Annotated in this window: 14 protein-coding genes; 1 reads left to right on the top strand and 13 read right to left on the bottom strand. The window is 73.6% G+C overall.

Features of this window, described 5'->3' with window-relative positions; genetic code table 11:
• Position 1: 1 nt before the first annotated feature.
• The 10 genes from AQJ58_RS07665 to AQJ58_RS07620 form a co-directional block, all read right to left on the bottom strand.
• A complete protein-coding gene (locus AQJ58_RS07665) occupies positions 2-1,249 on the bottom strand; it encodes a hypothetical protein (protein ID WP_067246449.1) in 1,248 nt (415 codons plus the stop codon).
• 1 nt (position 1,250) lies between these two features.
• Complete coding sequence (locus tag AQJ58_RS07660; RefSeq protein ID WP_067246446.1) at positions 1,251-2,774, bottom strand: right-handed parallel beta-helix repeat-containing protein; 1,524 nt, start codon at positions 2,772-2,774, stop codon at positions 1,251-1,253.
• Between the two features lie 16 nt (positions 2,775-2,790).
• Positions 2,791-4,815 carry a heparinase II/III family protein gene (locus tag AQJ58_RS07655; RefSeq protein ID WP_067246443.1) on the bottom strand — a complete coding sequence of 675 codons (2,025 nt, stop codon included), beginning with the start codon at positions 4,813-4,815 and terminating at the stop codon, positions 2,791-2,793.
• On the bottom strand, positions 4,812-6,992 hold the full coding sequence (locus tag AQJ58_RS07650) for a bi-domain-containing oxidoreductase (protein WP_067246441.1): 2,181 nt from the start codon (positions 6,990-6,992) through the stop codon (positions 4,812-4,814). The genes AQJ58_RS07655 and AQJ58_RS07650 overlap by 4 nt, the downstream gene beginning before the upstream one ends.
• A 17-nt stretch (positions 6,993-7,009) precedes the next feature.
• Positions 7,010-8,944 (bottom strand): asparagine synthase (glutamine-hydrolyzing), encoded by a 1,935-nt coding sequence (gene asnB / locus AQJ58_RS07645; protein WP_067246438.1) that lies wholly within the window; start codon positions 8,942-8,944, stop codon positions 7,010-7,012.
• Positions 8,945-8,947: 3 nt separating this feature from the next.
• Positions 8,948-10,471 carry a Wzz/FepE/Etk N-terminal domain-containing protein gene (locus AQJ58_RS07640; RefSeq protein WP_067246435.1) on the bottom strand — a complete coding sequence of 508 codons (1,524 nt, stop codon included), beginning with the start codon at positions 10,469-10,471 and terminating at the stop codon, positions 8,948-8,950.
• Positions 10,468-11,841: a Wzz/FepE/Etk N-terminal domain-containing protein gene (locus tag AQJ58_RS07635; protein ID WP_067246432.1), complete on the bottom strand. Its 1,374-nt coding sequence runs from the start codon at positions 11,839-11,841 to the stop codon at positions 10,468-10,470. Before AQJ58_RS07635 ends, AQJ58_RS07640 begins: the two co-directional genes overlap by 4 nt.
• Positions 11,831-13,102 (bottom strand): glycosyltransferase family 4 protein, encoded by a 1,272-nt coding sequence (locus tag AQJ58_RS07630; RefSeq protein WP_067246429.1) that lies wholly within the window; start codon positions 13,100-13,102, stop codon positions 11,831-11,833. The genes AQJ58_RS07635 and AQJ58_RS07630 overlap by 11 nt, the downstream gene beginning before the upstream one ends.
• Positions 13,092-14,408, bottom strand: coding sequence for a nucleotide sugar dehydrogenase (locus AQJ58_RS07625; protein ID WP_067246426.1), 1,317 nt, complete (start codon positions 14,406-14,408; stop codon positions 13,092-13,094). Before AQJ58_RS07625 ends, AQJ58_RS07630 begins: the two co-directional genes overlap by 11 nt.
• A 73-nt stretch (positions 14,409-14,481) precedes the next feature.
• On the bottom strand, positions 14,482-15,960 hold the full coding sequence (locus AQJ58_RS07620; RefSeq protein ID WP_067246424.1) for a sugar transferase: 1,479 nt from the start codon (positions 15,958-15,960) through the stop codon (positions 14,482-14,484).
• A gap of 1,863 nt (positions 15,961-17,823) precedes the next feature.
• Between AQJ58_RS07620 and AQJ58_RS07615 the strand changes: the two genes are divergently transcribed.
• Positions 17,824-18,921: a winged helix DNA-binding domain-containing protein gene (locus tag AQJ58_RS07615; RefSeq protein ID WP_067246421.1), complete on the top strand. Its 1,098-nt coding sequence runs from the start codon at positions 17,824-17,826 to the stop codon at positions 18,919-18,921.
• Positions 18,922-19,052: 131 nt separating this feature from the next.
• Here the strand turns inward: AQJ58_RS07615 and AQJ58_RS07610 are convergent, their stop codons facing one another.
• From AQJ58_RS07610 to AQJ58_RS07600, 3 genes are all read right to left on the bottom strand, one after another.
• Positions 19,053-19,844, bottom strand: coding sequence for a S1 family peptidase (locus AQJ58_RS07610; RefSeq protein ID WP_067246418.1), 792 nt, complete (start codon positions 19,842-19,844; stop codon positions 19,053-19,055).
• A 245-nt stretch (positions 19,845-20,089) separates the two neighbouring features.
• A complete protein-coding gene (locus AQJ58_RS07605; protein WP_067246415.1) occupies positions 20,090-22,909 on the bottom strand; it encodes an ATP-binding protein in 2,820 nt (939 codons plus the stop codon).
• Positions 22,910-23,183: 274 nt separating this feature from the next.
• On the bottom strand, positions 23,184-24,023 hold the full coding sequence (locus AQJ58_RS07600; protein WP_067246411.1) for a helix-turn-helix transcriptional regulator: 840 nt from the start codon (positions 24,021-24,023) through the stop codon (positions 23,184-23,186).
• Positions 24,024-24,134: the final 111 nt, after the last annotated feature.

The following is a 24,134-nucleotide window of genomic DNA, read 5'->3' as shown; positions in this document are numbered from 1 at the left end:
CTCAGGTCACCTCCGATCGCTGGACCCAGCGCGGGACGCGTGGTCCGGGGACGCCGGGCGCCGTAAGGGGGGCGGCCTCGACGGGTGCCGCCAGCAGTGAGGCGGCCAGGGCGAGATGGAGCAGGTACGGCGAGGCGTCGCCCAGTCCGGCCTCGGTGTACGACGCGATCGCGCAGTAGCTGATGAGGAAGATCGCGCAGGCCCTCGACAGCGACGGCGGCCGCAGCAGCGCGACGCCGCCCAGCACGAGGATGACGGCCGCCACCAGGGCGATGCCGGTGACGCCCTGCTCGTTGAAGACGGCCAGCCAGCTGTTGTCGATCGGCAGCCCGCCGAACGACTTGTCGCCGAGGCCGGTGCCGAACAGGTACTGCGAGGTCGTCCGGGGCGCCGCCAGCAGCGCGTGCCAGACCTTGGCCCGGCCGGTCAGGCTGGCGAAGTTCTCCTGGCTCTGCCCGCGCAGGAACCACGCCTGGAGCGCGGAGCTGAACCCGACCGCGGCCACCGTGGCGCACACCACCGCCCAGGTGAAGAACCGGCGGGCGGCCGCGCTGGTCAGGACGAGCGAGCCGATCGCCAGCACCAGCCCGATGATCAGGCCGAGCGTCGCCGTCCGGGTGTGGGTCAGCGCGAGCAGGAGAAGCGACGGCAGGATCACCACCGCCGCGCCGGTACGGTCGGTCCGGCGGCCCAGCAGGAGCAGCACGGTCAGCCCGATGATCACCGCGGCGTACTGTCCGATCTGCGGCGGGGTGAGCGGCCACACCGCGCCGACCAGCCGCCCGCCGTAGAGGTCGGGAAGGGCGGCGCCCGGTGAGACGACCAGCCCGACGGCCACCGTGCCGAGCACCGCGAAGTACATCCGGATGTGGTGCCGGACGAACGTGATGCCGCCGTCCCACCAGCGGCTGAGCAGCCACAGCGTGCCGACGAAGAGCGCCAGCCGGGTGCAGCGGAACAGGGCGCCGAACCCGGCCCCCTGCGTCACGCTGGAGATCAGGCTCGGTACCAGCAGCAGGGTGAGCAGGAGGACGTAGGCGCTGGCGCGGACCCGTACCCGGGGGTTGACCAGCAGCGCCAGCGCGAACGCGGCGACCAGCGAGCCCATGGTGACCATCTGGATGAGGGAGCGCGGCAGCGGGACGATGGTCCTCGCCCCGGCGGAGCCGAGGGTGTTGAGGACGAGCAGCCCCCACACCGCCCCGACGATCTTCGGCGTGCGGTCCGTGCCGGTGTCCGCGGAGCTCATCTCAACCACCGTCCCCTGCGCGCAGGGTGCTGCCCGCGTCCTGCCGGTACGGCGCGCCCCGCCACTGCTTGAAGCCGACCGTCCGGCTCGCGTCGTGCACGACGAAGGTCCACGGGCCGACGTAGACGTTGTCGTGCCAGCGGTTGTGCTGCTGTGCGGTGATCGCCTCGGCCACCCGCTCCCCCTGGTAGGGCGACCAGTCCGGATAGGTGCCGTAGTTGGACAGCACCGCCATCCGGTCGCACTTCACCGTGCAGCGCAGGACGGACTTGTCCAGCACGAAGCGGTTGTCGTGGATGTCCACCCGCTGGGTCTTCCACCGGCAGTCGGAGTACAGCGGCGCCTTGGCGATCGCCGGCCGCACACAGCTGTGGGTGTTCTTCACCAGCAGGGTGCAGTCGCCGGAGGAGGTGTTGGCCGGGCTGTTGCAGAACCGGTCGGCGTTCTCCCACAGGGTGATCCCGGACCAGTTGTCCTCCAGCACGTTCCGATAGACGTCGATCTTGTCCGTGCGGGCCCGGACCCGCGGCTCGCCGCCGGACTCGGACACATAGACGGTCGCGAAGGGGAAGGTGTCGCCCGCGGCGGCGTAGGCGCGGCCCTCGACCCAGTTGTTCCGCCGGATCGTGTTGTTCCGGATGATCGCGTTGTAGCTGATCTCGTAGATCAGCGCGGCACCGTCGTTGTCCTCGATCAGGTTGTTCTCGATCAGGAAGTCGTTGTTGTTCGTGTCCGCCCACAGCCCGGTCCCGCGGTTGTCGTGCACCCAGTTGCCGCGTACGTCCGCGCCGTTCACGGCCCAGAACTTGACGCCTCCGGTGCAGCCGCAGTCCGGCCGTTTCCGCTCCCAGTCGTCCGTGTTGTTGCCCACGATCTCGTTGCCCTCGACCACCAGGCCGCGCAGGGCGCCGCCGCCCTTGTAGGCGTTCATGCCGTACTGGCCGTTGTCGCGCAGGCAACTGGCGCGGACCTGCTGGCGGGCGCCGGCCATCAGCCCGGCGCCGGAGTTCTTCTGGATCGTCGCGTGCTCGACCTTCCAGCCGTCGGCCGAGTCGTGATTGACCACGCCCTCGTCGCGGGGCGCGGCGAAGCCCTGCACGGTCAGGTAGCGGATCGTGACGTCGGGGGCGGTGCCGCCGAACGCGTACTGATTGCTCCCGCGGCCGTCGAGCACCGCGCCCGGCGCGCCGAGGTAGACGTCCCCCTCCTTGGGGGTCACCTGGTCGTAGCGGTCCGACCGGAGCGTGTGCTTGCCCGGCCGCAGCCAGAAGGTGGTGCGCGGGGGACTGCTCTCGGTCTTCGCGGCCAGGTCGCCGGGGACCGCCGGGTCGACCGGCACCGCGCCCGCCGGCGCCTTCGCCGGCCCGGCCGGGGGCTTCGCGCACACCCGGGCCACCGATCCGGAGGGCGCGGAGGTCGGCTTCGGCGCCGCGTCCGTCGTACCGCTGTCACAGCCGGTCGCCGCCAGCAGCGCCAGCACCAGCGGTGCCGCCGGCCAGGCCCGGCGTCGCCACGTGCTCCCCACGCGTCCTCCCCCCTGCCTAACCGTGGAACCCGAGTACGGTGGTGAACTGCCGCGTGCCGACGGCGAAGCCGGTGCCGACCAGCACGGTGGCGGGTTCCCTGCGTCCGAAGCCGGCGGAGTACCAGCCCAGCGGCGGCTCGCTCTCGCCCCGGTGAGCGCTCCAGTCCAGTTCCTCGGGCAGGTCGAGCGCCGCGGCGCGGTCCTCGCCGTCGAGGGTCCAGGTGAGCCGCGCCCGGTTGCCGGCCAGGTCGGCGGTGATCGCGGGGCCGAGGTGGAAGGCCAGCCGCACGGCCCGGCGCGGGCCGCGCACCTCGTCGACGATCCTCAGCTCCCGGCTCGCGGCCGTCAGCTCCACCTGGCGGCGGTGCACGGAGGGCTCGTAGCCGTCGTGCTCGGCGCACCAGCGGACGCATTCCCCGCCCGCGGTGCCGGCCGTGTCCGCGACCAGGACGCGGCTGCGGGCCTGCCGGGTCCACAGGAACGGGCCGCCCGAGACGGACTGGTCGGCGCCGTCCAGCTCCAGGGTGTTGTGGCCGAGCGTCGACCGGAAGTACCGCCGCCACTCGGGCTGCCCGTGGTAGCAGTACGTCCCCGGGTCGGCCAGCACGTCGACCCCGTCGTGCCGTACCTCGACGGACAGCGCGTCGGCGTGGGCGTGCGCGGCGATGGACAGGAAGCCGTGCGGACCGCCGTCGCAGCGGCACCAGATCTCGGCCGTGTCGGCCGTCCCAGCCGTGTCGGCCGCCTCAGCCGTCTTCGCCGGCCCGCGCGGGCTGCGCAGGATGGTCATGCCCGCGTCGGCGAAATGGGCCGGGCGCTGCGCGGGGCGGGTCACGGCCGGTGCGGTCGCGTCCTTCGCGTACGGGCGGACCAGCGCGGCCAGCAGCGGGGTGCGCACATCGGTGCCGGTCACCTCCGGCCACCAGGAGAGCCGGCCGAAGACGGCGTCCCCGGTGGCCAGCAGCGAGCCCCAGCGGTCGGTGCCCGCCCCGTCCACGACCAGACCGTGCCCGTCGTCCGCGTCGCCCTGGCGCGGCGGCCGCAGCCGGCTGTCCACGACGGCCGCGAGCGCGTCGGTCATCCTCAGCAGCACCAGCCGGACCGTCGCCGGGACCGGCACACCGGCGGCGTCCGCCTCGGCCACCGCGGCGAGACCCAGTTCCAGCACCAGCCCGTGGTACTCGGTGGCCAGTTCGCGGTTGAGACCGGAGAGGAAGGTGTTGGCGCGCAGCTGCCGCTCCAGCGAGCGCAGCGCGTCGGCCCGCCAGCGCGCCGAGGACGGGAACCAGCCGAACGCGCAGGCCGCCGCGAACTGTCCGGCGTCCTCGGCGATGACGTGGTTGTTCGCCGAGGACCCCCGGCTGGGGAAGGCGGCCAGCCAGCGCTGGTGGTGCCAGATCTGCTCCAGCGCCACCGGGTTCTCCTCGAACAGGGCGGACGCGCCCGCCCAGCCGTCGAGCAGCCGGCGGATCCACACCCAGGACAGCAGCCGGATGCCCAGCTCGATGCCGCTGGTCCAGTGCACCCCGCGCAGCGGCGGGTTGGCCGCCCACCACGACCGCAGGTGGGCGGCCACCCGCTCGGCGTACCGCTCGTCGCCGGTGAGCGCGTAGGCGGCGGCGAGCCGGGTGAGGTACTGGTGCCGGGAGGGCTCCCAGATCTGCTTGATGTCCCCGACCGCTTCCTCGTCGCGGTACGGCACGTCGAAGGCGTAGCCCGCCGGCGCCCGGCGCCCGGTCTTCGGGTCGTACCACCAGTCCGGGTCGGCCAGGTCGTCGCGGACCACCCCGAAGAACTCGGCGTGCCCGTCCATCAGCCGGTCCGCCTCGGCGACGAGGCGCTTCGCGGCGTCCGGCGGCACCGACGCGAGGGCACCCGCGGGCAGGACGGCGGTGAACAGGGCGTCGCCGGTCGCGCCCGGGCCGGCCGGCGGCGCCGAGCGCCATCGGCGCCTGCGCACCGCGTCGGTCACCCGGCCGCCGACCTCGCGCGGCCCCATCCGGGACAGCCGCCGCAGGTACCAGCCCGCGCTCATGCTCATCGCGCCCCCGCCAGCGTCACCGGCACACCGGCGGCCAGGCCGGCCGGCACGGCGAGGGTGGCCGCCGTGGTGGCGACCAGCGACTCCAGCGGCACCGGCATCGGCCCGCCGGTCCGCACGGCCCTGACGAACGCGGCCAGTTCGGCGGACTGGCCCTTGTCCCGGGCCTTGGGCAGCCGCGAACTCACCCACCGCTTACGGCTGTGGACCGAGGCGCGCACGAAGTCGTCCAGCCGCAGCACCCTGCCGTCCGCGACGAGGTCCAGCGTCTCCTTGGGGAAGCCGGGCGCGCCGGTGGTGACGTAACTGATCGTGGCGGTGGAACCGTCCGGGTAGCGCAGCAGGACCTGGAGGTCCTCGGTGCCGGGGGTGGCGACCGCGTACACCGAGACCGGGTCGGCTCCCAGCAGCCAGCTCGCCGTGTCGATGAAGTGGCCGCCCTCACCGGCGAACCGCGAGCCCTCGGTGCCCTGTTGCAGGTACCAGCTGCCGTGCTCCAGCCGTCCCGCGTTCACCAGGTAGCGCAGGCTCGCCGGCCCGGTCCGGGCGCCGAACTCCTTCCGGGCCTCCACCAGCAGCGGCGCGAACCGGCGGTTGAAGCCCACCTGGAGCCGGTCGTTGCCGGACTCCTCCACCGCCGCCAGCACACCGGCCAGCTCGTCCTCGGTCAGCGCGAGGGGCTTCTCCACGAAGACCGTCTTGCCCGCCAGCAGCGCCTTGCGGGTCAGTTCGGCGTGCGAGCTGTGCCGGGTCACCACGAAGACGGCGTCGATCGACCCGTCCCCGAGGACGGCGTCGAGATCGGTGGTCGCGTCGGCGAAGCCGAACTTGCGCTGCGCGTTGGCCCCGGACAGCGCCGTCGTGGTGACGACCGTCGACAGCTCGACACCCTCGCGTCCCGCCAGGTGCGGCAGCAGCATCGACGTCGCGTAGTTCCCCGCGCCGACGAACGCGAGCCGCACCGGTTTCCCGGCGGCCCGCGCCGGTGCCGGCTTCCCGGTCACCGGGGGCACGGCGGGCACCGTCACCGCCGGGGCCTCGGCCTCGGCCGTGTGGCCGAGGTACCGGAACAGCACGGCCACCGCCTTCAGTTCCCCCTCCTTCAGCCGCCCGTACGTCTCGACGGCGTCGTCGAAGTCGGCGATGTGCGAGATCAGCGGCTCCACGTCGACCCGGCCGAGGGCGAGGAGGTCGAGGAAGCACGCCAGGTTGCGGCGCTCCGTCCAGCGCACGTAGCCGATCGGGTAGTCGCGCCCCTCCAGTTCGTACGAGGGGTCGTAGCGCCCGGGACCGTAGGAGCGGGAGAAGCGGACGTCCAGCTCCTTCTCGTAGTACGCGTTCCACGGCAGGTCCAGACGGCACTTGCCGATGTCGACGACCCGGCCGCGGTCCCGGCTCAGCCGGGCGGCCAGCTCGACGGGCTGGTTGCTGCCGCCGCCGGCGGCCAGATACACCTGGTCGACGCCGTGACCGCCGGTGAGTTCGGCGACGGCGTTCTCCACGGCCGAGGAGGCGGGATCGCCGCAGGCCGCCGCGCCCAGCCGCTCGGCCAGCTCGCAGCGCGCGGGGTCGGGGTCGGCCCCGACGACGCGGACCCCCGAGGCGGTCAGGAGCTGCACCACCAGCTGGCCGATCAGCCCGAGGCCGATGACCAGCGCCACCTCGCCGAGCCGTGACTCGCCCTGGCGGACGCCCTGCAACGCGATCGACCCGACGGTGCCGAACGCCGCGTGGCGCGGATCGAGGCCGTCCGGGACCCGGCTGTAGAGGTTCCTCGGCACCCAGTTCAGCTCGGCGTGCAGCGCGTGCTCGTTGCCCGCGCAGGCCACCAGGTCGCCGACCTTCACGTCGTCGATCCCGGCGCCGACCTCCTCCACCACCCCGCACAGCGAGTAGCCCAGCGGTGTGTAGGAGTCCAGCTTGCCCATCACCTTGCGGTAGGTCGCCGGCACCCCGTTGGTGGCCACGCTCTGCACGACCTTGGCCACCTGGTCCGGCCGGGACCGGGCCTTGCCGAGCATCGACATGCCGGCCTCGGAGACCTTCATCAGCTCGGTCCCGGTGGAGATCAGCGAGTAGGCGCTGCGCACCAGCACCCCGCCCGGCTTGCACCCCGGCACCGGCACGTCGAGCAGGGCCAGCTCGCCGCTCTTGTAGTTCTGTACGACCTGTTTCACCCGAAGTCCTCTTGTCTCTACGCCGTCACGGGAGAGTTCTGGCCGGCCCCGGAGGTCGCGCCGCGATACCAGTACTCGAGGGTCAGCACGTGCCACAGATGTTTGGAGAAGTCCCGCTGCCCGGCGGCGTCCTCGGCGACCATGCGCGCCAGCGCGTCGCGGCGCAGCAGCCCGGCACGGACCAGCTCGCCGTTGTCGACCACCTCGCGCACCAGCGGTGCCAGGTCCCGGCTCATCCAGGCCCGCAGCGGGGCGCTGAACAGGCCCTTGGGCCGGTAGACGATCTCCCGGGGCAGGATCGAGCAGGCCGCCTCCTTCAGCACGGCCTTGCCCTGCCGCCCGACGATCTTGCGGTCGCCGGGCACGGCGAACGCCGCCCGGACCACCTCGACGTCCACGTACGGCACCCGCACCTCGGTCGAGGCGGCCATGCTCGACCGGTCCGTGTAGGCGAGGTTGAGGCCCGGCAGGAACATCCGGGCGTCACCCAGGCACATGCGGTTGACGAAGTCGTCGAGGTCGTTGTCCTCGTAGACGTCCGCGTGCTCGGTCAGGACGTCCTGAACCGTCCCGGCCAGGTCCGGATCGATCAGGGCGAGCAGCTCCTCCTGGTCGTACATCGTGTAGCTGCGCCGGAACGCGGTCTCCTCCGGCAGATCGGCGAAGGAGAGGAACCGCTTGGCGAAGCGCACCGACCGGTACCCCCGGCGCGCCGAGGCCACCGGCAGCCGGTCCACGGCCGAGGACAGACCGCGCCGCAGCGGACGCGGGACGCGCTGGTAGCGCAGCGCGATCTTGTTGGCGAGGTGCTTGCGGTACCCGGCGAACAGCTCGTCGGCGCCCATCCCGGAGAGCAGCACCTTCACCCCGGCCTCGCGGGCGGCCGAGCAGATCAGGAACGTGTTGATCGCGGCGGGGTCGCCGATCGGCTCGTCCAGGTGGTGCGTCATCCGCGGCAGCAGGTCGAGCACGTCCGGAGCGATCTCGATCTCGTGCAGGTCGACGCCGAACCGCTCGGCCACCTGCCGGGCGTACCGCAGGTCGTCCGGCATCGCCTCGAACCTGGCGTCCTCGGCGCGGAACCCGATCGTGTACGCGGAGATCCCGGGCCGGTCCCGGGCCGCGAGCGCGGTCAGGTAACTGGAGTCGAGACCGCCGGAGAGGAAGGTCGCCACGGGCACGTCGGAGAGCAGATGGCGCCGGGTCGACTCCTCGACGACGGCCGCGATGTCCGGGAGTTCACCGCTGCGGGCCCGCTCCCGGCCCTCGGCGGCGACGTCCCGCAGGTTCCAGTACCGGCCGCGCTCCACCCGGCCGTCGGGCCGCAGCCGCAGCCAGCTCCCCGGCGGCAGCTTCTCCGCCTCGCGGAACGCGCACCGGGAGTCCGGCACCCAGTAGTAGAGCAGCGAGGCCACCAGCGCCGCGGGGTCCACCTGCAACGACCCGCCCGTCACGGCGGCCAGCGCCTTCAGCTCGGAGGCGAACAGCACCCCCTCGCCGCGCCGGAGCAGGAACAGCGGCTTGATGCCGAGCTGGTCGCGGGCGAGCACCAGCTCACCGGTGCGCTCGTCGAAGATCCCGAACGCGAACATGCCGCGCAGCCGGGGCAGACAGTCCGTGCCCCAGCGCCGCCACGCCTCCAGGAGCACCTCGGTGTCGGAGGTCCCGCGGAAGCGCACCCCGCCGCCCTCCAGCTCGGCACGCAGCTCGGGCGCGTTGTACAGCTCGCCGTTGTACGTCAGGACGAGGCCGCCCGAGGCCATCGGCTGGGCGCCGGTCTCCGAGAGGTCGATGATGGCGAGCCGGCGGTGCCCGAGGTGCACCTCGCCGTCACCGAGGGGGTGGCTGTAGCGGCCCGCCCCGTCCGGACCGCGGTGGGCGAGGGTGTCGGTGAGCCGGTCGGTCACCGCCTTCCCGTCCGGCCATCGGTAAGCTCCTGCGATGCCACACATGTCCTACTGAGCCTCCTGGTCGCTGTCCGGGACCCGCGCCGCCCACAGGGGCAGCCGTTCCGCCCGCCGGGGGACCGTCCCCTTCGGCCGGGCCGGCCGCTCGCTCTGGCCGCGCAACGCGGTGTGCAGCCCGTCCCACAGCGTGCCGTCGGTGCGGTCACGGGGGTCGGGGTCGATCAGCACCACACCGATCACCGGGATGCGCTGGTCCGCGAGCTGCCGCGCCACGGTGTGCAGCCACGCGGCGCTGCCGTGCCCGGCCCGCACGACGAGCACGGTGCGGGTGCCGAGGTACTGCAGGTCGGTCCACGCAGTGCCGGGCGCCACCGAGCCGACGCCGAGCCGGCGCTCCTGGGGCGACGCGGCCGCGGCGGACTCGCCGCCGACCACGGTGGGGTCGCCCGGCTTCGGGCGGCGCCGTGAGAGCTGCGGTCCGGGCAGCCCGTCGACGACGACCACCGGCGGCCCGTCCGCGGCCAGGGCCCGCGCGAGGTCCAGGGCGATCACGCAGGTGTTGCGCGCGCAGCCCAGTTCCAGCAGCGACACGGGTTCCGCGGCGGCGCGCACGGCGCGGGCCAGGGACGTGGTGAGCCGTTCGCGGGCCGAGCGGACCCGGCGGCGCTGCCACCGCCCGCCCGGCCGGTGCGGCAGCTCGGCGATGACCGAGGCGCCGAGGTGCGCGGCGATCTCGCGGCGCAGCACGGGACGGTCCGCCACCACCGCGCCGACCGCGGCGGCCGCGAGCCCGAGGAAGAGTCCGAGGAAGGCCCCGATCCCGGCGTCGGTGGCCGCCGTCCTCGGCAGGGACCGCCGCACCAGCTGCGGGGAGTCCACGATCTGCGTGCCGGCGACGAGCCGCGGCGTGCCGATGCTCGCCTCCGCGGCACGCTGGCCGAAATCGGTGATCTGCGAGGTGAGTTCGGCCCGGCGGGCGTAGAGCGACTCCAGGTCCGCCGACGACTGCGGGCCGCTCTCCCCGCTGCCGTCCCCGATCGCCTTGTTGACCTGGGCCAGTTGGTCCTTGAGCTGGTCACGCTGGTCGAGCAGGGCCTTGGCCTCGGCGTGCGCGGACTCCTGGATCCGCCGGACGTGGTCGGCGACGAACGCGTCGGCGAGCGCCCTGGCGCGGGCCACCGCCTCCGCGTCGCTGGCCCCGGTCACGGTGATCTGCAGCACGTTGTTGGTCAGTCCGAGGCCGCTGTAGTCCTTCATGAAGTCCTCGGCCTTCTCCTGCGACCCGAGGGACCCGAGGGCCTTGTCGGCGATCCGGGTGGTCTGCAGCAGCGCCACATCGGTGCGGATCAGCGTTCCGGGGTCGTTCGGCTGGTCCTCCTCGTGCGCCACCAGCACCTTGGTCACCGCGGTCGGCGGCGGCGGCAGCAGGAACGCCACCGCCGAGCCGGCAAGCAGCCCCAGCAGTGCGAGGGAGCACCACAGGCGGCGCCGTCGGCGCACCGCGGCCACCAGGACCTGCAGATCGATCAGCGGAGCGGCGGCCGACGACTCCGCTGCCGTACTCGTCGTCACCCTGTGACCCCCGTCGCGTCGTCCAGTTCGCCGTCGAACTCCGCGAGCGCCGGTACGGCGGCCCGCCGGGGCCGGTCGGCCGACCGCGTCGCCCGGACCGGACCGGCGAGCACGATGCCGACGACCGCGTGCTTGGCGTCCGCGCACGCCTCGGCGATGCCGGAGAGCTCCCCGGCGGTCCAGCTGCCGGCAGTGACCACGACCAGGGCGCCGGACTCGTGCTCGCGGTCCGGCACCATCGGCCGGGACACCGAGACCGCCACCGCGCGCAGCAGCGGATCGCCCCCGGCCTCGACGGCGAGCTGTCCGGCGGCCCGGCGGGCGCTCTCGTCGCCCTCGGGGAAGACGACCAGCAGCCGCCGCGGGGCCGGCTGCTGCTCCCGCAGCCGGGAGCACACCCGCCGGTAGCGGATCCGCCTGCTGGCCTCGTCGCCGGAGGTCTGCGGGGCCGGGAGGTCCCACCGGACGTCGACGCCCAGCAGCCGGCGGAGCCAGCGCGGGCCACGGCCGTCCGGCCGCTGCGCGCGCCGTTCGACGGGGACGTCGACCGTGCCCAGCAGCGCCGCGCCCAGCGCGGCGGCGATCTCCTGTTCGCCGCGCAGCCGGCGGCTCATCCGCGCGGCGGTGAGATGCGCGATGACCGCGCAGAGGAAGAACAGCACGGCTCCGCCCGCGATCAGCTGTGTCCTCGTCGGCGGTGCCTCGCCGGTCGGCCGGGCCGCCGACCCCATGACGACCATGTTCTTCGCCTGGTCCTCGGCCGGGTCGGCCTGCTCCAGTGTGTTGATGGCCTCGCGCAGCGCGGTGCGCAGCTTCTCCAGCTCGGTGCGGGTCTGCACGCTCTCCACGGTCTGTCCCGGGTCGGCCGCGTTCGCCAGCCGGCTGATCCGGCGGCTGGTGTCCTCCACCGACTTCTGCAGCGCGGCCAGCTCCTGCGCCGCCTCGGGGTCGGCGCTCTCGGCCGCGATCCGTGTGGCGTAGGAGACGAACTCCTTGGCCACCTGGTCGGAGAGCCGCTGGGCGCGCTCCGGCGTCTCCGCCGTACCGGTGATCTTGATGATGTTGCCGTCGGTGGCCTTGGCGCTGACCTGCTTGCGCAGGTCGTTGCCGCTCACCCCGGTCCAGCCGAGGGTGGTGGCCGCGCGGTCGACCACCACCGAACTGGTCGCCACCTCCGTCTGCGTCAGCAGCTCGCGCTCCTCCCACGTCCCCGGCAGCAGCACCGACGCCGAGGTCGTGTAGCGCGGCGGGAACAGCATGGAGGCGCCGTAGCCGACGAGCGCACCCACCAGGGCGAGGAGGGTGAGCAGCCGCCAGCGCCGACGGACGATCCGCCCGATCGTGACCAGGCGTATGGTGTCATCGCTCAATGGTGCGGCCTTCCCCTGCCGGATCCGGGTCACGTGCCGTCACCGGGGTCCGGTCCCGGCACGCGGCGGCGTAGGCGGCGAGCAGTGAGCGCTGGGAGTTGCGCCAGGACAGCGGTCCGCTGATCCGCTCCTGGCCGATCTTGCCCATCAGGGCCCGCTTCTCCGGATCGTCCAGCAGCCGCGCGACGAGTGCGGCGAACGCGCTCTCGTCGTTGGCGGGCGCGTAGACGGCGGCGTCACCGGCGGAGACCCGCGCCTCCCGGAGGTCGAAGGAGACGAGCGGCCGGCCCATCACCATGTACTCCAGGACCTTGTTCATGGTCGACACGTCGTTGAGCGGGTTGTGCGGGTCGGGGGAGAGGCACACGTCCGCGGTGGACAGGTAGCGCACCAGGTCGGCGTCCGGGATGCGCCCGGTGAACTCCACCTGCTCGGCGAGCCCGAGCCGCCGGGACAGCTCCACCATCGCGTCGAAGGTGTCGCCGCCGCCGACGAACACGGCGTGCCAGTCGGTCCGCCCCAGCTCGTCGCGGAGCTTGGCCAGGGCGCGCAGGGCGTAGTCGACGCCGTCCTGCGGGCCCATGACGCCCAGGTAGCACAGCAGATGGGGCTTGCCGCGCTTGAGTTCCGGCTCCGGCGGCACGGGGTGGAAGCGGTCGATGTCGGGTGCGCTGCGCACCACGAACACGTCCTCCGGCCGGCGCCCGCCGCGGCGCACCGCGACGTCGCGGTAGCTCTCGTTGGTGGCGAGCACGACGTCCGCGGCCCGGTAGGTCATCCGTTCCAGCGCGCACACCGCGCGGTAGAGCAGGTCCTGGCCGCGGTCGAACCGGGACAGGTACAGCTCGGGCACCAGGTCGTGCTGGTCGAAGACGAACCGCGCGCCCCGCCGCTTCAGCCACAGCGCGGGCAGGAACAGCAGGTCGGGCGGGTTGCAGGCGTGCACCACGTCGACCGGGCCGACCGTGCGGGCCAGCCGGAGCGTGTGCCACAACGCCGAGCCGTACTCCCGCAGATACCCGGCGGGCCCTCCCGTCGCGGCGCGCAGCGGGTAGCGGTGGATCCGCACCCCGTCGATCTCCGCCTCCGCCTCGGTGTCCCGTCTGGTCCCGCGGGGGCAGATGACGTCCACCGTCCAGCCCGCGTCGCGCAGGGTCGTGCACTCCTGCCACACGCGCCGGTCGAAGGGCACGGACAGGTTCTCCACCAGGATCAGCGCGCGCCGGCCCGGCCGCTCGCCCCCGGTCGTGTCACCAGGCAAGGCCCATGTATCCCGGTTCGGCCCGGCGCACGTCGGCGTCGGGAAGGCGGATGAGGTCGACGATCACGGGGCTCTCACCATGGGGCAGAGCCGCCAGCACGTCCGGGTCCTTGGTCCCGACCAGGCACACCTCGGCGTGGTCGAGGACCTCCTCGACGGAGTCGGCGAGGAGCTGCGCGAGGTGCGGCAGACGGGTCTCGATGTACTCGCGGTTGGCGCCGAGCAGCCGGGAGAGGCTCACATTGGCGTCGTAGATCTTCAGGTCGTACCCCTTGCCGAAGAGCCGCTCCGCGAGTTCTACGAGCGGGCTCTCGCGCAGATCGTCGGTGCCGGGTTTGAAGGACAGCCCGAACAGGCCCGCCCGGCGTTTGCCGGTGCGCTCGACCAGCTCCACCGCGCGTTGCAGATGGTCGGAGTTGGAGGGCAGCACGTGCGACAGGATGGGCACCGAGACGTCGGCCCGCTGTGCCGCGTGGACCAGGCTGCGCAGGTCCTTGGGCAGGCAGGAGCCGCCGAAGGCGAAGCCGGGCCGCAGATAGGCGGGGCTGATGTTCAGCTTGCGGTCGGCCAGGAACACGTCCATCACCTGGTGCGAGTCCACGCCGAGCGCCTGGCACACCGCGCCCAGCTCGTTCGCGAAGCCGATCTTCAGGCCGTGGAAGGCGTTGTCCGCGTACTTGATCGCCTCGGCCGTCGGGATCGGCACCCGGAACACCTCGCCGGGCAGGCCGTCGTACAGCGCCAGCACGGTGTCGCCGCTGGCCGTGTCGAGTTCGCCGACGACGGTCTTGGGCGGGTCGAAGAAGTCCCGCACGCTGGTGCCCTCGCGCAGGAACTCCGGGTTGACCGCCACCCCGATGTCCACGCCCGCCGTGCCGCCGACGTACTTCTCCAGGATGGGCACCAGCAGGTTCAGACAGGTGCCCGGGAGCATGGTGCTGCGGAACACGACGGTGTGCCGTCCACCGCGCTCGGCCAGTGCCGCGCCGATCTGCTCGGTGACCCGCTCCAAGTAGGTGGTGCACAGGCTGCCGTTGGGCTCCGACGGGGTGCCGACGCAGACCAGCGACACCTCGCTGTCCATGACCGCCTCGCGCACGTCGTCGGTGGCGCGCAGCGCGCCGGTCCGCACGACGTCGGCGATGAGCTCGCCGATCCGCTCCTCGACCACCGGGGCCTTGCCGTCGTTGACCAGGTCGACCTTCACCTGGTTGACGTCGACCCCGATGACCTCGTGCCCCATGCTGGCCAGGCACGCGGCCGACACGCAGCCCACGTAGCCCAGCCCGAAAACGCTGACCTTCATGACTCGTTCCTCCCCCAGGGCAGGCACTCAGGGCCTGCCGCCGGCCTGCCGGCCGGACGACGATTCCCGCGCATCAGTAGGCCCCCTGCCCGTAGAGCACCGCACGCAGCGTCTTCCACAAGATCACTGTGTCCAGGGCGAGCGACCAGTCCTCCACGTACCGCAGGTCCAGCCGGACCGCCTCCTCCCAGGACAGATCGCTGCGTCCGCTGATCTGCCACAGGCCGGTGAGTCCGGGTTTGACCAGCAGCCGCCGCCGGATGTCCGGGCCGTACGCGGCGGACTCCTCCGGCAGCGGAGGCCGCGGACCGACGAGCGACATCGATCCGGTCAGGACGTTGAACAGCTGCGGGAGCTCGTCGATCGAGTACCGGCGCAGCACCGCTCCCACCCGGGTCACCCGTGGGTCCCGGCGGAGCTTGAACAAGGGGCCCGCGCCCTCGTTCAGGTCGGCGAGCTGGGCCCGCGCCCCGTCCGCCCCGGCCACCATGGTGCGGAACTTGAGGATGGTGAACTCGCGGCCGTCCTTGCCGACCCGGCGCTGGCGGTAGAACGCCCCGCCCCGGCTGTCCATCAGCACGAGCAGCCCGACGCACACCATCAGCGGCGCGAACAGCAGCAGCAGGATCGCCGCGCCCATCCGGTCGACGACCATCTTCACGGCCCGGCGGCCTCCCGTGAAGGTCGGCATGCTGACCCGCAGCAGCGGTATCCCGAGCACCGCGTCGACGTGCAGCCGCGGTCCGGCCACCTCCATCAGCACGGGCGCCACGACCATCTCGGCGTCGGTGCCCTCGAGGTTCCAGGCCAGCCGCTGGAGCCGCCGCGGTGACCAGTGCGGGTCCGGGGTGACCGCGACGACCCGGTAGCCGTCGCCGTGGACGTGCTTGGCGACGTCCGCCAGCCGGCCGACGATCGGCACGCCGTCCAGCAGGTCACCGTCGACCCCGGGACCCTCCGTCGTGCACACCGCGTCCACCCGCCAGCCGAGGTGCGGGAACTTGCGGGTCCGGGTGATCAGGTCGTGCACGGTGTCCGGGCTCCCGGCGGCGAGCACCGGGCGCAGACACTGCCCGTCCTTGCGCTGCTTGTGCAGCGAGAGGCGCAGGAGGTACCGCACGGTCATGGTGACCAGCGCGATCGCGGGGATCGCGACGAAGATCCAGAGTTTGATGTTGCGCGAGGTCAGGGCGATCCCGCCGAGCGCCAGCACGACGGTCGCCCCGAACAGCGAGCGCCCGAGCCGGCGGAACTCCTCGGCACCCTGGCCGAGCACGGCCGGCGCCCACGCACGGCTCACGGCGAGCGACCCCAGCACCAGCAGTTCGGTGCCGAAGGCGAGAATCCCCCATTTCTCGTGCCAGTTGGCCGCGTCACGAGCCCCGAAGAAGTTGCCGATCGCCGCCACCACACAGGCGGTGGCCACCGTGTCACTGGTGATCACGGTACGGCGGTACCGCTGCTCCCAGTCGACCGCGGGCCGGCTGATTGCTCCGTTCGCCAGACGTCCGCGCGCGGACGTGAACGGGCTGACAAGTCCCCCTTGCCGCACAGAACCCCCCAGGTCCCCAGTGGTTCGACGTGTTCGTCCAACACTGTTGCTCCCGTTGCTCCCCCCACAGGAGGCCCCCGCCTCCCGCGTCTCCCCTCCGGGGCCCCCGCCCCAGCGCCGTGCCGTCGATCCCGGTGAGAGGCCCCCGCCTCCCGCGCATGACATCGCGGCTGTATCAGAGCTGCTTGGACTCACCCCGGTGGCAGAGGACTCGCAGGTCCCGCCGGACGCTCGGGGTGTGTGGAACCCGTCGGAACCCCGGATGCTCCCCGCATCCCAAGTCCCTTGCCGGGCTCACTGATTGATCATCCCCACGCCTGACGACGGGGACGCGACTGCTGGTTTTCCGTAGCGCAGGACCTATTGATCATTACTGGTCGCCTCGTCTCCGAACAGCTGAAGCACGGTCAATCTAGACCATGAAGGCCGGTATGAAGAGAGGATGTGTGTATTTTGTGCTCAACCTTTGAGACTTGATCGCTTTCCCGATGTCGCGGCAGGGCCGGGTGCTCCGTGGCCGGTCACCGGGGGTGGCGTTGGGTTCCGGCGTGATCACTGAGTGTGGATCAAGGCGCCTGAAGATCATGTACAAAAAGGCTCAAAACACCCTTCCGGGGAAGCCTTTTCGGCCTGCCCGCGCCGCTCGGAGCCAGCCCCTGCGCCTGGCGTTCTGCTGCCGGGTGGCGACGCGGCGTTGACGGTGAGGATCTCGGCGAGGGCCTGGCGGAAGCGGTCGACGCGCTCGCTGGTGTCAGGCCGTGCAGCATGCCGACCGGCGGACGGCCCGCGCGCCGGAACTCGCCGATCCCGCAAGAGAGTTGGCAGATCCGGCAGGACATCTCCGGATCACCCCGCAAGGCTCCGTCTGGCGTACAGGGCCACCTCGGGCCCGTGCTGACGACGACGTGCAGCACGACGCGGAGGGTGTCGCCGTAGCGCTGCGTTTCGGCCGCTGGTGTTGCCTCCTCGGCGTCGTCCACCGCCAAGGGATGCAGGCCGAACTCGGCCGTCGGCGAGCGCGGTTCGCCCTCGGCGGGGCGGCCGGCCCGATCCACGCGATGCGGGCCGGCCGCCCGCGCAGCGCCCGGCGGCTCTCCGCCGCCCCGGCCGGGGCGTACACCCGGACGCCGTCGCGGTACAGCACCGCCTGCACCACACCGGCGACCTCGCCGCTCTCGGGCGGCTCCGGCGGCTCGGGCGGTGGGTTCGGGCGGGTTCGGGCGGGGTCCGGCGAACCCGGCCGGGGAGGCTCGGGGGGGGGGGCGCGGAGGGCGCGGGGTCGGCGGACCCGGGCGGGGAGGCTCGGGCTGGGCGGGGGCGCGGGGTCCGGCGGATCCGGGCGGGGAGGCGCGGGCGGCGCGGGGTCGGCGGACCCGGACGGGAGCGCGGGGGGCGCGGAGGGCGCGGGGTCCGGCGGATCCGGGCGGGGAGGCGCGGGCGGCGCGGGGTCGGCGGACCCGGACGGGAGCGCGGGGGGCGCGGAGGGCGCGGGGTCCGGCGGACCCGGGCGGGGAGGCGCGGGCGGCTCGGGCGGCGTGGGTCGGCGGACCCGGCCGGGAGCGCGGGCGGCTCGGGGGGCGCGGGGGCGCGGGGTCCGGCGGACCCGGGCGCGGAGGCTCGGGCGGCGGCGCGCTGCGGGGCCAGACGGACCTGCGGGTACGGGGCGCTCGGGCAGCGCGGCTGCCTCTCGGTCGCTGGGGCCGAGCCTACGTCCGCGTCCGCGTGATCACTGCGCAGGACATACGGGACCCACGACGCCCGCCCGGAGCGACGGGCCTGGACCCCGTCCCGGGTGCACCGGGTGGCGGGTCGGCGGGGTGGTGAGGACAGGAACGGTCCTCTTTCCGGGCTAGCTTGCCCCCCATGACGAACACCGGCCCCGTGCTCTCCGCCCGCGCCCTCAACCGCGCGACCCTCGACCGGCAGCTCCTCCTGCGGCCCGCCGCGCTGCCGGTGGAGGCGGCCGTCGAGCACCTGCTGGGGCTCCAGGCGCAGAACGTGCGGCCGCCGTACCAGGCCCTCGCCGCCCGGCTGGAGGGCTTCGCCCCCGAACAGCTGTCGGCGCTGATGGCGGACCGTGAGGTGGTCCGCATCGTCACCCTGCGCTCGACCATCCACACCCACACCGCCGAGGACTGCCTCACCCTGCGGCCGTTCGTCCAGCCCGCCCGGGACCGCGAGCTGACCCACTTCCGCGCCGGGCTCGCCGGCGTCGACCTCGACCGGCTCGCCGACCTCGCCCGGGAGCTCGTCGAGGCCGAGCCGCGCACCATGAAGCAGCTGCGCGAGGCCCTCTCCGCCGAGTGGCCGGACGCCGACGCGCAGTCCCTGGCCGTCGCCGCCCGCTGCCGGCTGCCGCTCGTCCAGGTCACCCCGCGCGGACTGTGGGGCAGGAGCGGACAGGTCGCCCTCACCACCGCCGAGCACTGGCTCGGCCGGCGCGCGCAGGCGGCGCCCGCCCCGGAGACCGTCGTCCGGCGCTACCTCGCCGCCTTCGGCCCCGCCTCCGTCAAGGACATGCAGACCTGGGCCGGACTCACCCGGCTGCGCCCGGCCTTCGAACGCCTGCGGCCCGCACTCCTCACCTTCCGGGACGAGCGCGGCACCGAACTCTTCGACCTCCCGGACGCCCCGCGCCCCGACCCGGACACCCCGGCCCCGCCCCGCTTCCTCCCCGAGTTCGACAACCTGCTGCTCTCGCACGCGGACCGCACCCGGGTGGTCCCGCCCGCCCTGCACGGCCGCGCCTGGCAGGGCAACCAGGCGTATCGCACCCTCCTCGTCGACGGCTTCCTCGCGGGCCTGTGGAAGCAGACGGAGGACGCCCTCGTCGTCGAGCCGTTCGGCCGGCTCACCCGGGACGAGCGGGCTGCGGTGACCGCGGAGGCGGAGCGCGTGCTGCGGGTGCTGCACCCGGGGACGCCGTGCGACATCCGGTTCGGCACCGTCGTACCCCGGTAGGCCCGCCGGCCGGGGCGGGGCATGGATAGGGGGCGCTGCGGGCCGCTCGTGGAGGCTCGCAGCGCCCCCTGGTCGGTCACCTGAGGGGTGCTCAGGACTTCGTGCGGGTCACTCGTCCGCCGGCTCGTCGCCTACGAGTTGACCTGCGCGGTGACGAGGCTGGAGAAGGTGGTCAGCCGGGTGTACACACCCGGGTAACCGGCCTCCGCGCAGCCCTCGCCCCACGAAGTGATCCCTGCCAGGACGCCCCCGATGAGCAGGGGACCGCCGCTGTCGCCCTGGCAGGTGTCTACACCGCCGGATGTGTATCCGGCGCAAACCATGTCGGTCGCGACGAAGTCGGAACCGTAGGAGGAGCGGCAGCTGGAGTCGGACACGACCGGGACGGTCGCGGTCCGCAGCTGGTTGGAGGAGCCGCCGTTCTCCGAGGTGGTGCCCCAGCCCAGGATGCGGGCCGTGGTGCCGGCCGCGTACACGCCGGTCTGGGACGAGGAGACGTACGACGCCGGGGTGTACGACATCGAGGTCGCCAGGGTCAGGACGGCCACGTCGTCACCGTTGGTGGCGTCCGTGTAGTCCGGGTTGATCCAGATCTTGCTCACGCGGCTGACCGTGCCGTTGGTGCCGTTCAGATAGGTCCGGCCGCCGACGACCCGCACACTGCCGGTGGTCTCGCCGACCATGCAGTGGGCCGCCGTGACCACCTTGGTGGCCGAGACCAGGGTGCCGCCGCAGAACTGGTTCTGCGAGGCGTCCGTGATCTGCATCATGAACGGGTACGCCGTCGTCGTGGTGGTCGTGCCGCCGACGATCGGCTGCGGCGCTGCGGCAGCGGTGGGGGCGCTGAGCAGAGCCGTCGCCGCCGCGGCGGCGGTGGCCGCGACGAGCGCCGCGGCCTTCTTGGCACGGTTGAGCGCGAACATGCGTCTCCTTGTGGGGATTTGCCGGTGGGGGATCGCGCGGGTGTGGTGTGGGGGGTTGTCGTGCACGGGGGTCGCGGGACCGACTCCCGTGTGCCCCGGGCCGGCGGCACATCCCCAACGCTAGGCGCCGCAGCAGCCTCCTCCCAATGAGGGAACCCCCTAGGGGCGTTGGGGCAGGGAAAACCCTCGGTCGGTCCGCGGGCACCCCTCGTCACCCCGCGTACGGCAGTTAACCCCCGTGTGGCTCACTTCGCGTGACGCCCCGCCGCCAGCCGGACGATGTCCACCCGGGAGCGGATCCCGAGCTTGCGGTAGACCCGGGTGAGGGTCGCCTCGACCGTCTTGACGCTGATGAACAGGCGTGCCGCGATCTCCCGGTTCGTCGCCCCCTCCATGACCAGCGCCGCCACCTGACGCTCCATCGAGGCCAGGCCTTCGAGGGCGTCGGAGGGCGGCGGCCCCTGCGGGGGAACCGCCGCCGGCTCGCCCGCCCCCGCCGCCGCGGCCGCGTCGACCTGCCGCAGCCAGGGCAGCGCCCGGCACCGCCGGAACAGCCGTGCCGCCTCGTCGTACGACGTCGGACCGGGCCGTGGCGCGCGCAGCCGGGCCAGGGCGAACGCGGCCCGCGCCTCCTCCAGGCCGTATCCCAGCTTGGCCAGCCGGTCCTGAACGGACGTCAGCCGGGCCACCGCCCCCTCGTGGTCGCCGTGCGCGGCCCGGACCAGGGCCTCCGCCCGGTCGAGGACCGCGAGGACGCTCTCCCGGCCGAGCCGCAGCGCCTGCTCGCGGGCGACGTCGATGACGTCCTGCGCCTCGCCCGGCTCGCCGACGCGGACCAGGGCCTCGGCGAGGTCGCCGTGCCAGCGGCCGCGGGCCGGGTCGGTGATGCGCAGTCCCGTCTCCAGCTCCCGCACCCGGCGCAGCGAGCCGACCGCGGCCGCCGCGTCGCCGGCCACGAGCTGGGCGTGGCCCAGCGCGGCCAGGGCGCGCGAGAGGTACATCTGGTCGCCGTCCTCCTCGGCGCGGCCCGCGGCCTCGCGGGCGAGGACCAGCGCCCGGTCCAGATCGCCGCCGGAGGCCTCGGCGAGCGAGGCGAGCATCGCGGACGCGCCCAGGCCGATGCCGGAGTCGCGGGCCAGCCGCAGGCTCTCGCGGGACAGGTCGAGGGCGCGTCCGCAGTGCCCGGAGCGCAGTTCGGTCTCGGCGAGGAAGCGCTGGAAGTGCACCTCGCTCTCCACCATGCCGCGTCGGCGCACCTCGCGCAGCAGCGCGGTGATGGTGGCGCGGGCCTCGGGCAGCTGGTCGCTCATCAGCAGCCAGCGGAACCGGGCGGCGCCGACGCCGTTGTGATGGCACGCCACGTACGGGTCCTGAGGCTCCCTCAGCGCCCGTTTGATGGTGGCGGGCGCGTTCGGATGGCCCATCAGGGTCTCGGTGTGGGCCTGGAAGGACAGCGACATCAGCTCGGTGCGCCGGTCGCCGCCGCGCGCGGCCAGCTCCGCCGCGTGCGCGGCCTCCTGGCGGGCCTCGGAGAAGTCCCCCTCCACGATCAGCTTGCGCCAGGCCAGGTGGTAGTGGACCAGCGCCAGCAGCCGGGGGTCCTCGCCCGCGTCGGCGAGGGCCTGCGGGAAGACGGCGTCGACGTCGCCGAGGGCCTGCCCGGCGGACTCGATCACCACCTCCCAGGCGCGGATCCGGTCGGCGGGCACGGTGGCCCGGGTCAGCACCTCGCGGGCGATGTCCCGCGCCAGGTCCACCTCGCCGGCGGTGATCGCGTCCTCGGCCGCCTTCAGCCGGTGCTCGTCCGGGGCGGGGGTGCCGTCCGGCGGGGTGTGCCGGGCGGCGAGCAGCCCGAGGGAGGCGGCGACGGACGGGGCGCCGCGGTCACGGGCGAGGGCCGCGGCCTCGGCGAGCCGGGCGGCCACCTCCGGGTCGGTGCCGGTGGCGGCGAGGGCGAGGTTGCGGGCCCGCTCGATCGGGTCGGAGGCGGCGGTGGACAGCGCGGCGTGCGCGGCCCGGCGCTCCTGGACGGGCGCCTCCGCGTACAGCGCCGCCGAGATCAGCGGGTGCGCGAACCGTACGCCGGGGCCCTCGGGCTCGGTGGCCAGCAGACCGAGTTCGGCGGCCTGCGCGGTCTCGGCCTCGGCGTTCTCCCGGCCGGCCGCGTGCAGCAGGGCCAGGGTCGGGCGGGCGCCGGCGCTGGCCACCAGCAGGGTGCGGCGGGCCCCGTCGGAGAGCATGTCGAGGCGGCTGAGCACCAGGGCGCGCAGCGAGGTCGGCACGGGGAGCGGTTCGCCGGGCCGCGGCGGGGTGGGGTTCTCGCCGAGCGCCCGGCCGAGTTCCAGCGCGAACAGGGGGTTGCCGCCGCTGGTGCGGTGGATCTCGCGGACCGTGGAGCGGGGCAGATCGGTGTAGCCGCGGTGGTCGAGCAGGGCGGAGACCTGGGCGAGGGAGAGCGGGTTGAGGCGGACGGCGAGGGTGTCGGGCGGGGACGCGCGTAGATGGCGGTCGTACTCCTGGCCCTCGGTGCGGACCGCGCAGAGCAGCTGCACCGGGGTGTCGCCGAGGCGGCGGGCGGCGAAGCCGAGGAGTTCGGCACTGGCCGAGTCCAGCCACTGGAGGTCGTCGGCGACGAGCAGGACCGGGCCGGAGGCCGCGAGGGCCCGCAGGGCGGAGAGCACGGCGAGACGCAGGGCGAGGCCGTCGCGTTGCAGGGTGGACTCGCCGCGGCCGGTCAGGGCCGATTCCAGCGCCGTGCGCTGCGCCGTCGGCAGCTTGTCCGAGATCTGGTCGAGGACCAGGCCGAACAGGTCGGCCAGGGCCAGGAAGGGGAGGTGGGATTCGGACTCGGTCGCCGAGCAGCGCAACACGGTGTGCGCGGCGTCGCCGTAATCCGCGGCCAATGCCCGCAGCACGGTCGACTTTCCTATTCCGGCGGGGCCGTGGAGCAGCACACTGCCGCCGCGCGCGAGCTGGTCACGGGCGGAGCCGAACAGTTCGTCCCTGCCTATGACCAGGTCGGGGCGGCACCTGGCAGGCTCCTTGAAGTCCCGTCGCACGGTCACCGCTCCCTTCCGAGTGTCGTGTCCGGGCCAAATTCTAGGCAACGTCTCTTTGAAATTCGGAGGGACGGCCGGGTGAGGGAGATAACAACGTTACGCATAAGTAAATTCACTGCTGCGACGAATGAATGAGTAGTCGTCGTGGCAGTCCCTCCCTGGCTTGAACCGAGCGGTCCGCACCTCCCGCGCCCCGGGTGCCGCGACAGGTGTGGGAGCACTCTTCCATGCCTTTGTTACCGACGGGAACCACCCGTGTCGGGCAAGACGGACGCGATCTCTAGGGCAGGAGCCCCGACCGGCGGGCCGCCGCCACCGCCTCGCCACGGGTGTGAGCGCCCAGGCGGCGCATCGCCGAGCGCAGATACGCCTTGACCGTCTCCGGGCGCAGGCCGAGCCGCTCGGCCGCGGACGCGTTCGTCGCCCCCGCCGCCACACACGCGAGGACGTCCAGCTCGCGCGGGGCCAGCGCGACCTGCTCAGCGGCCTCGCCCGGCGTCAGCAGACCGCACGCCTGCAGCAGCTCCGCCCGCAGCGCCGGGTCACCGATCCGCGGGGCCAGCGCCCGCAGCGCGGCATGCGCCTCGCGCACCTGCTCCCAGCCGGGCCCCGGCCCCGACGCGGGGTGCGGAGCGAACCCCGGCCGGGCCTCGGCCAGCAGCCCGCGCGCCTCGTCCTCGACGACCAGCGCCTGCTCCACGTCCCGCGCCACGTCCACGGCCGCGCTCAGCGTGCGGTCGCCGAGCGGCTGGGCGGTGCGCAGGGCGCCGTACAGCACCCCGCGCACCCGGCGCCGCACCACCACCGGGATCGCCAGCACCGAGCGCAGCCCCTCCTCGGCCACCGCCGCGTCGTACTCGTGGCTGATCTGCGGGGAGAGCGAGTAGTCGGTCACCGCACACGGACGGGCCCGCGCGACCGCCTTGCCGCCCAGGCCGTTGCCCGAGATCACATGGAGGCCGCTGAGCGCGAACGTGGTCGCGCCGCTGAACTCGCTGATCCGCATCCGGGCACGCCCCGGCTCCACCAGGCCGCCGAAGGCGACCGGCAGCCCCGTCGTGCGCCGCAGGCGCGCCAGCGCCCCGCGGATCTCCGCCGTACCGGCTGGGTCTGCTGCCACGTCCTCGCCCTTTCCGCGTGGCTGGGGATGATCCCACATGTCACCCCTGCGCGCCGCACTCCCCCCGTTCGGGGGTAGTGAGAGCTGCATCACGGATTACACGATGGCAGG

Source organism: Streptomyces sp. DSM 15324, from assembly GCF_001514285.1.
GTDB lineage: Bacteria > Actinomycetota > Actinomycetes > Streptomycetales > Streptomycetaceae > Streptomyces.
This window is presented reverse-complemented; position numbering and strand designations above follow the sequence as displayed.

Excerpts from the sequence above, each read along its gene's own strand:
- AQJ58_RS07655 (WP_067246443.1), bottom strand. The coding sequence starts at position 4,815 with ATGAGCATGAGCGCGGGCTGGTACCTGCGGCGGCTGTCCCGGATGGGG.
- AQJ58_RS07625 (WP_067246426.1), bottom strand. The coding sequence starts at position 14,408 with ATGAAGGTCAGCGTTTTCGGGCTGGGCTACGTGGGCTGCGTGTCGGCC.
- AQJ58_RS07615 (WP_067246421.1), top strand. The coding sequence starts at position 17,824 with ATGACGAACACCGGCCCCGTGCTCTCCGCCCGCGCCCTCAACCGCGCG.
- asnB (WP_067246438.1), bottom strand. The coding sequence starts at position 8,944 with ATGTGTGGCATCGCAGGAGCTTACCGATGGCCGGACGGGAAGGCGGTG.
- AQJ58_RS07665 (WP_067246449.1), bottom strand. The coding sequence starts at position 1,249 with ATGAGCTCCGCGGACACCGGCACGGACCGCACGCCGAAGATCGTCGGG.
- AQJ58_RS07610 (WP_067246418.1), bottom strand. The coding sequence starts at position 19,844 with ATGTTCGCGCTCAACCGTGCCAAGAAGGCCGCGGCGCTCGTCGCGGCC.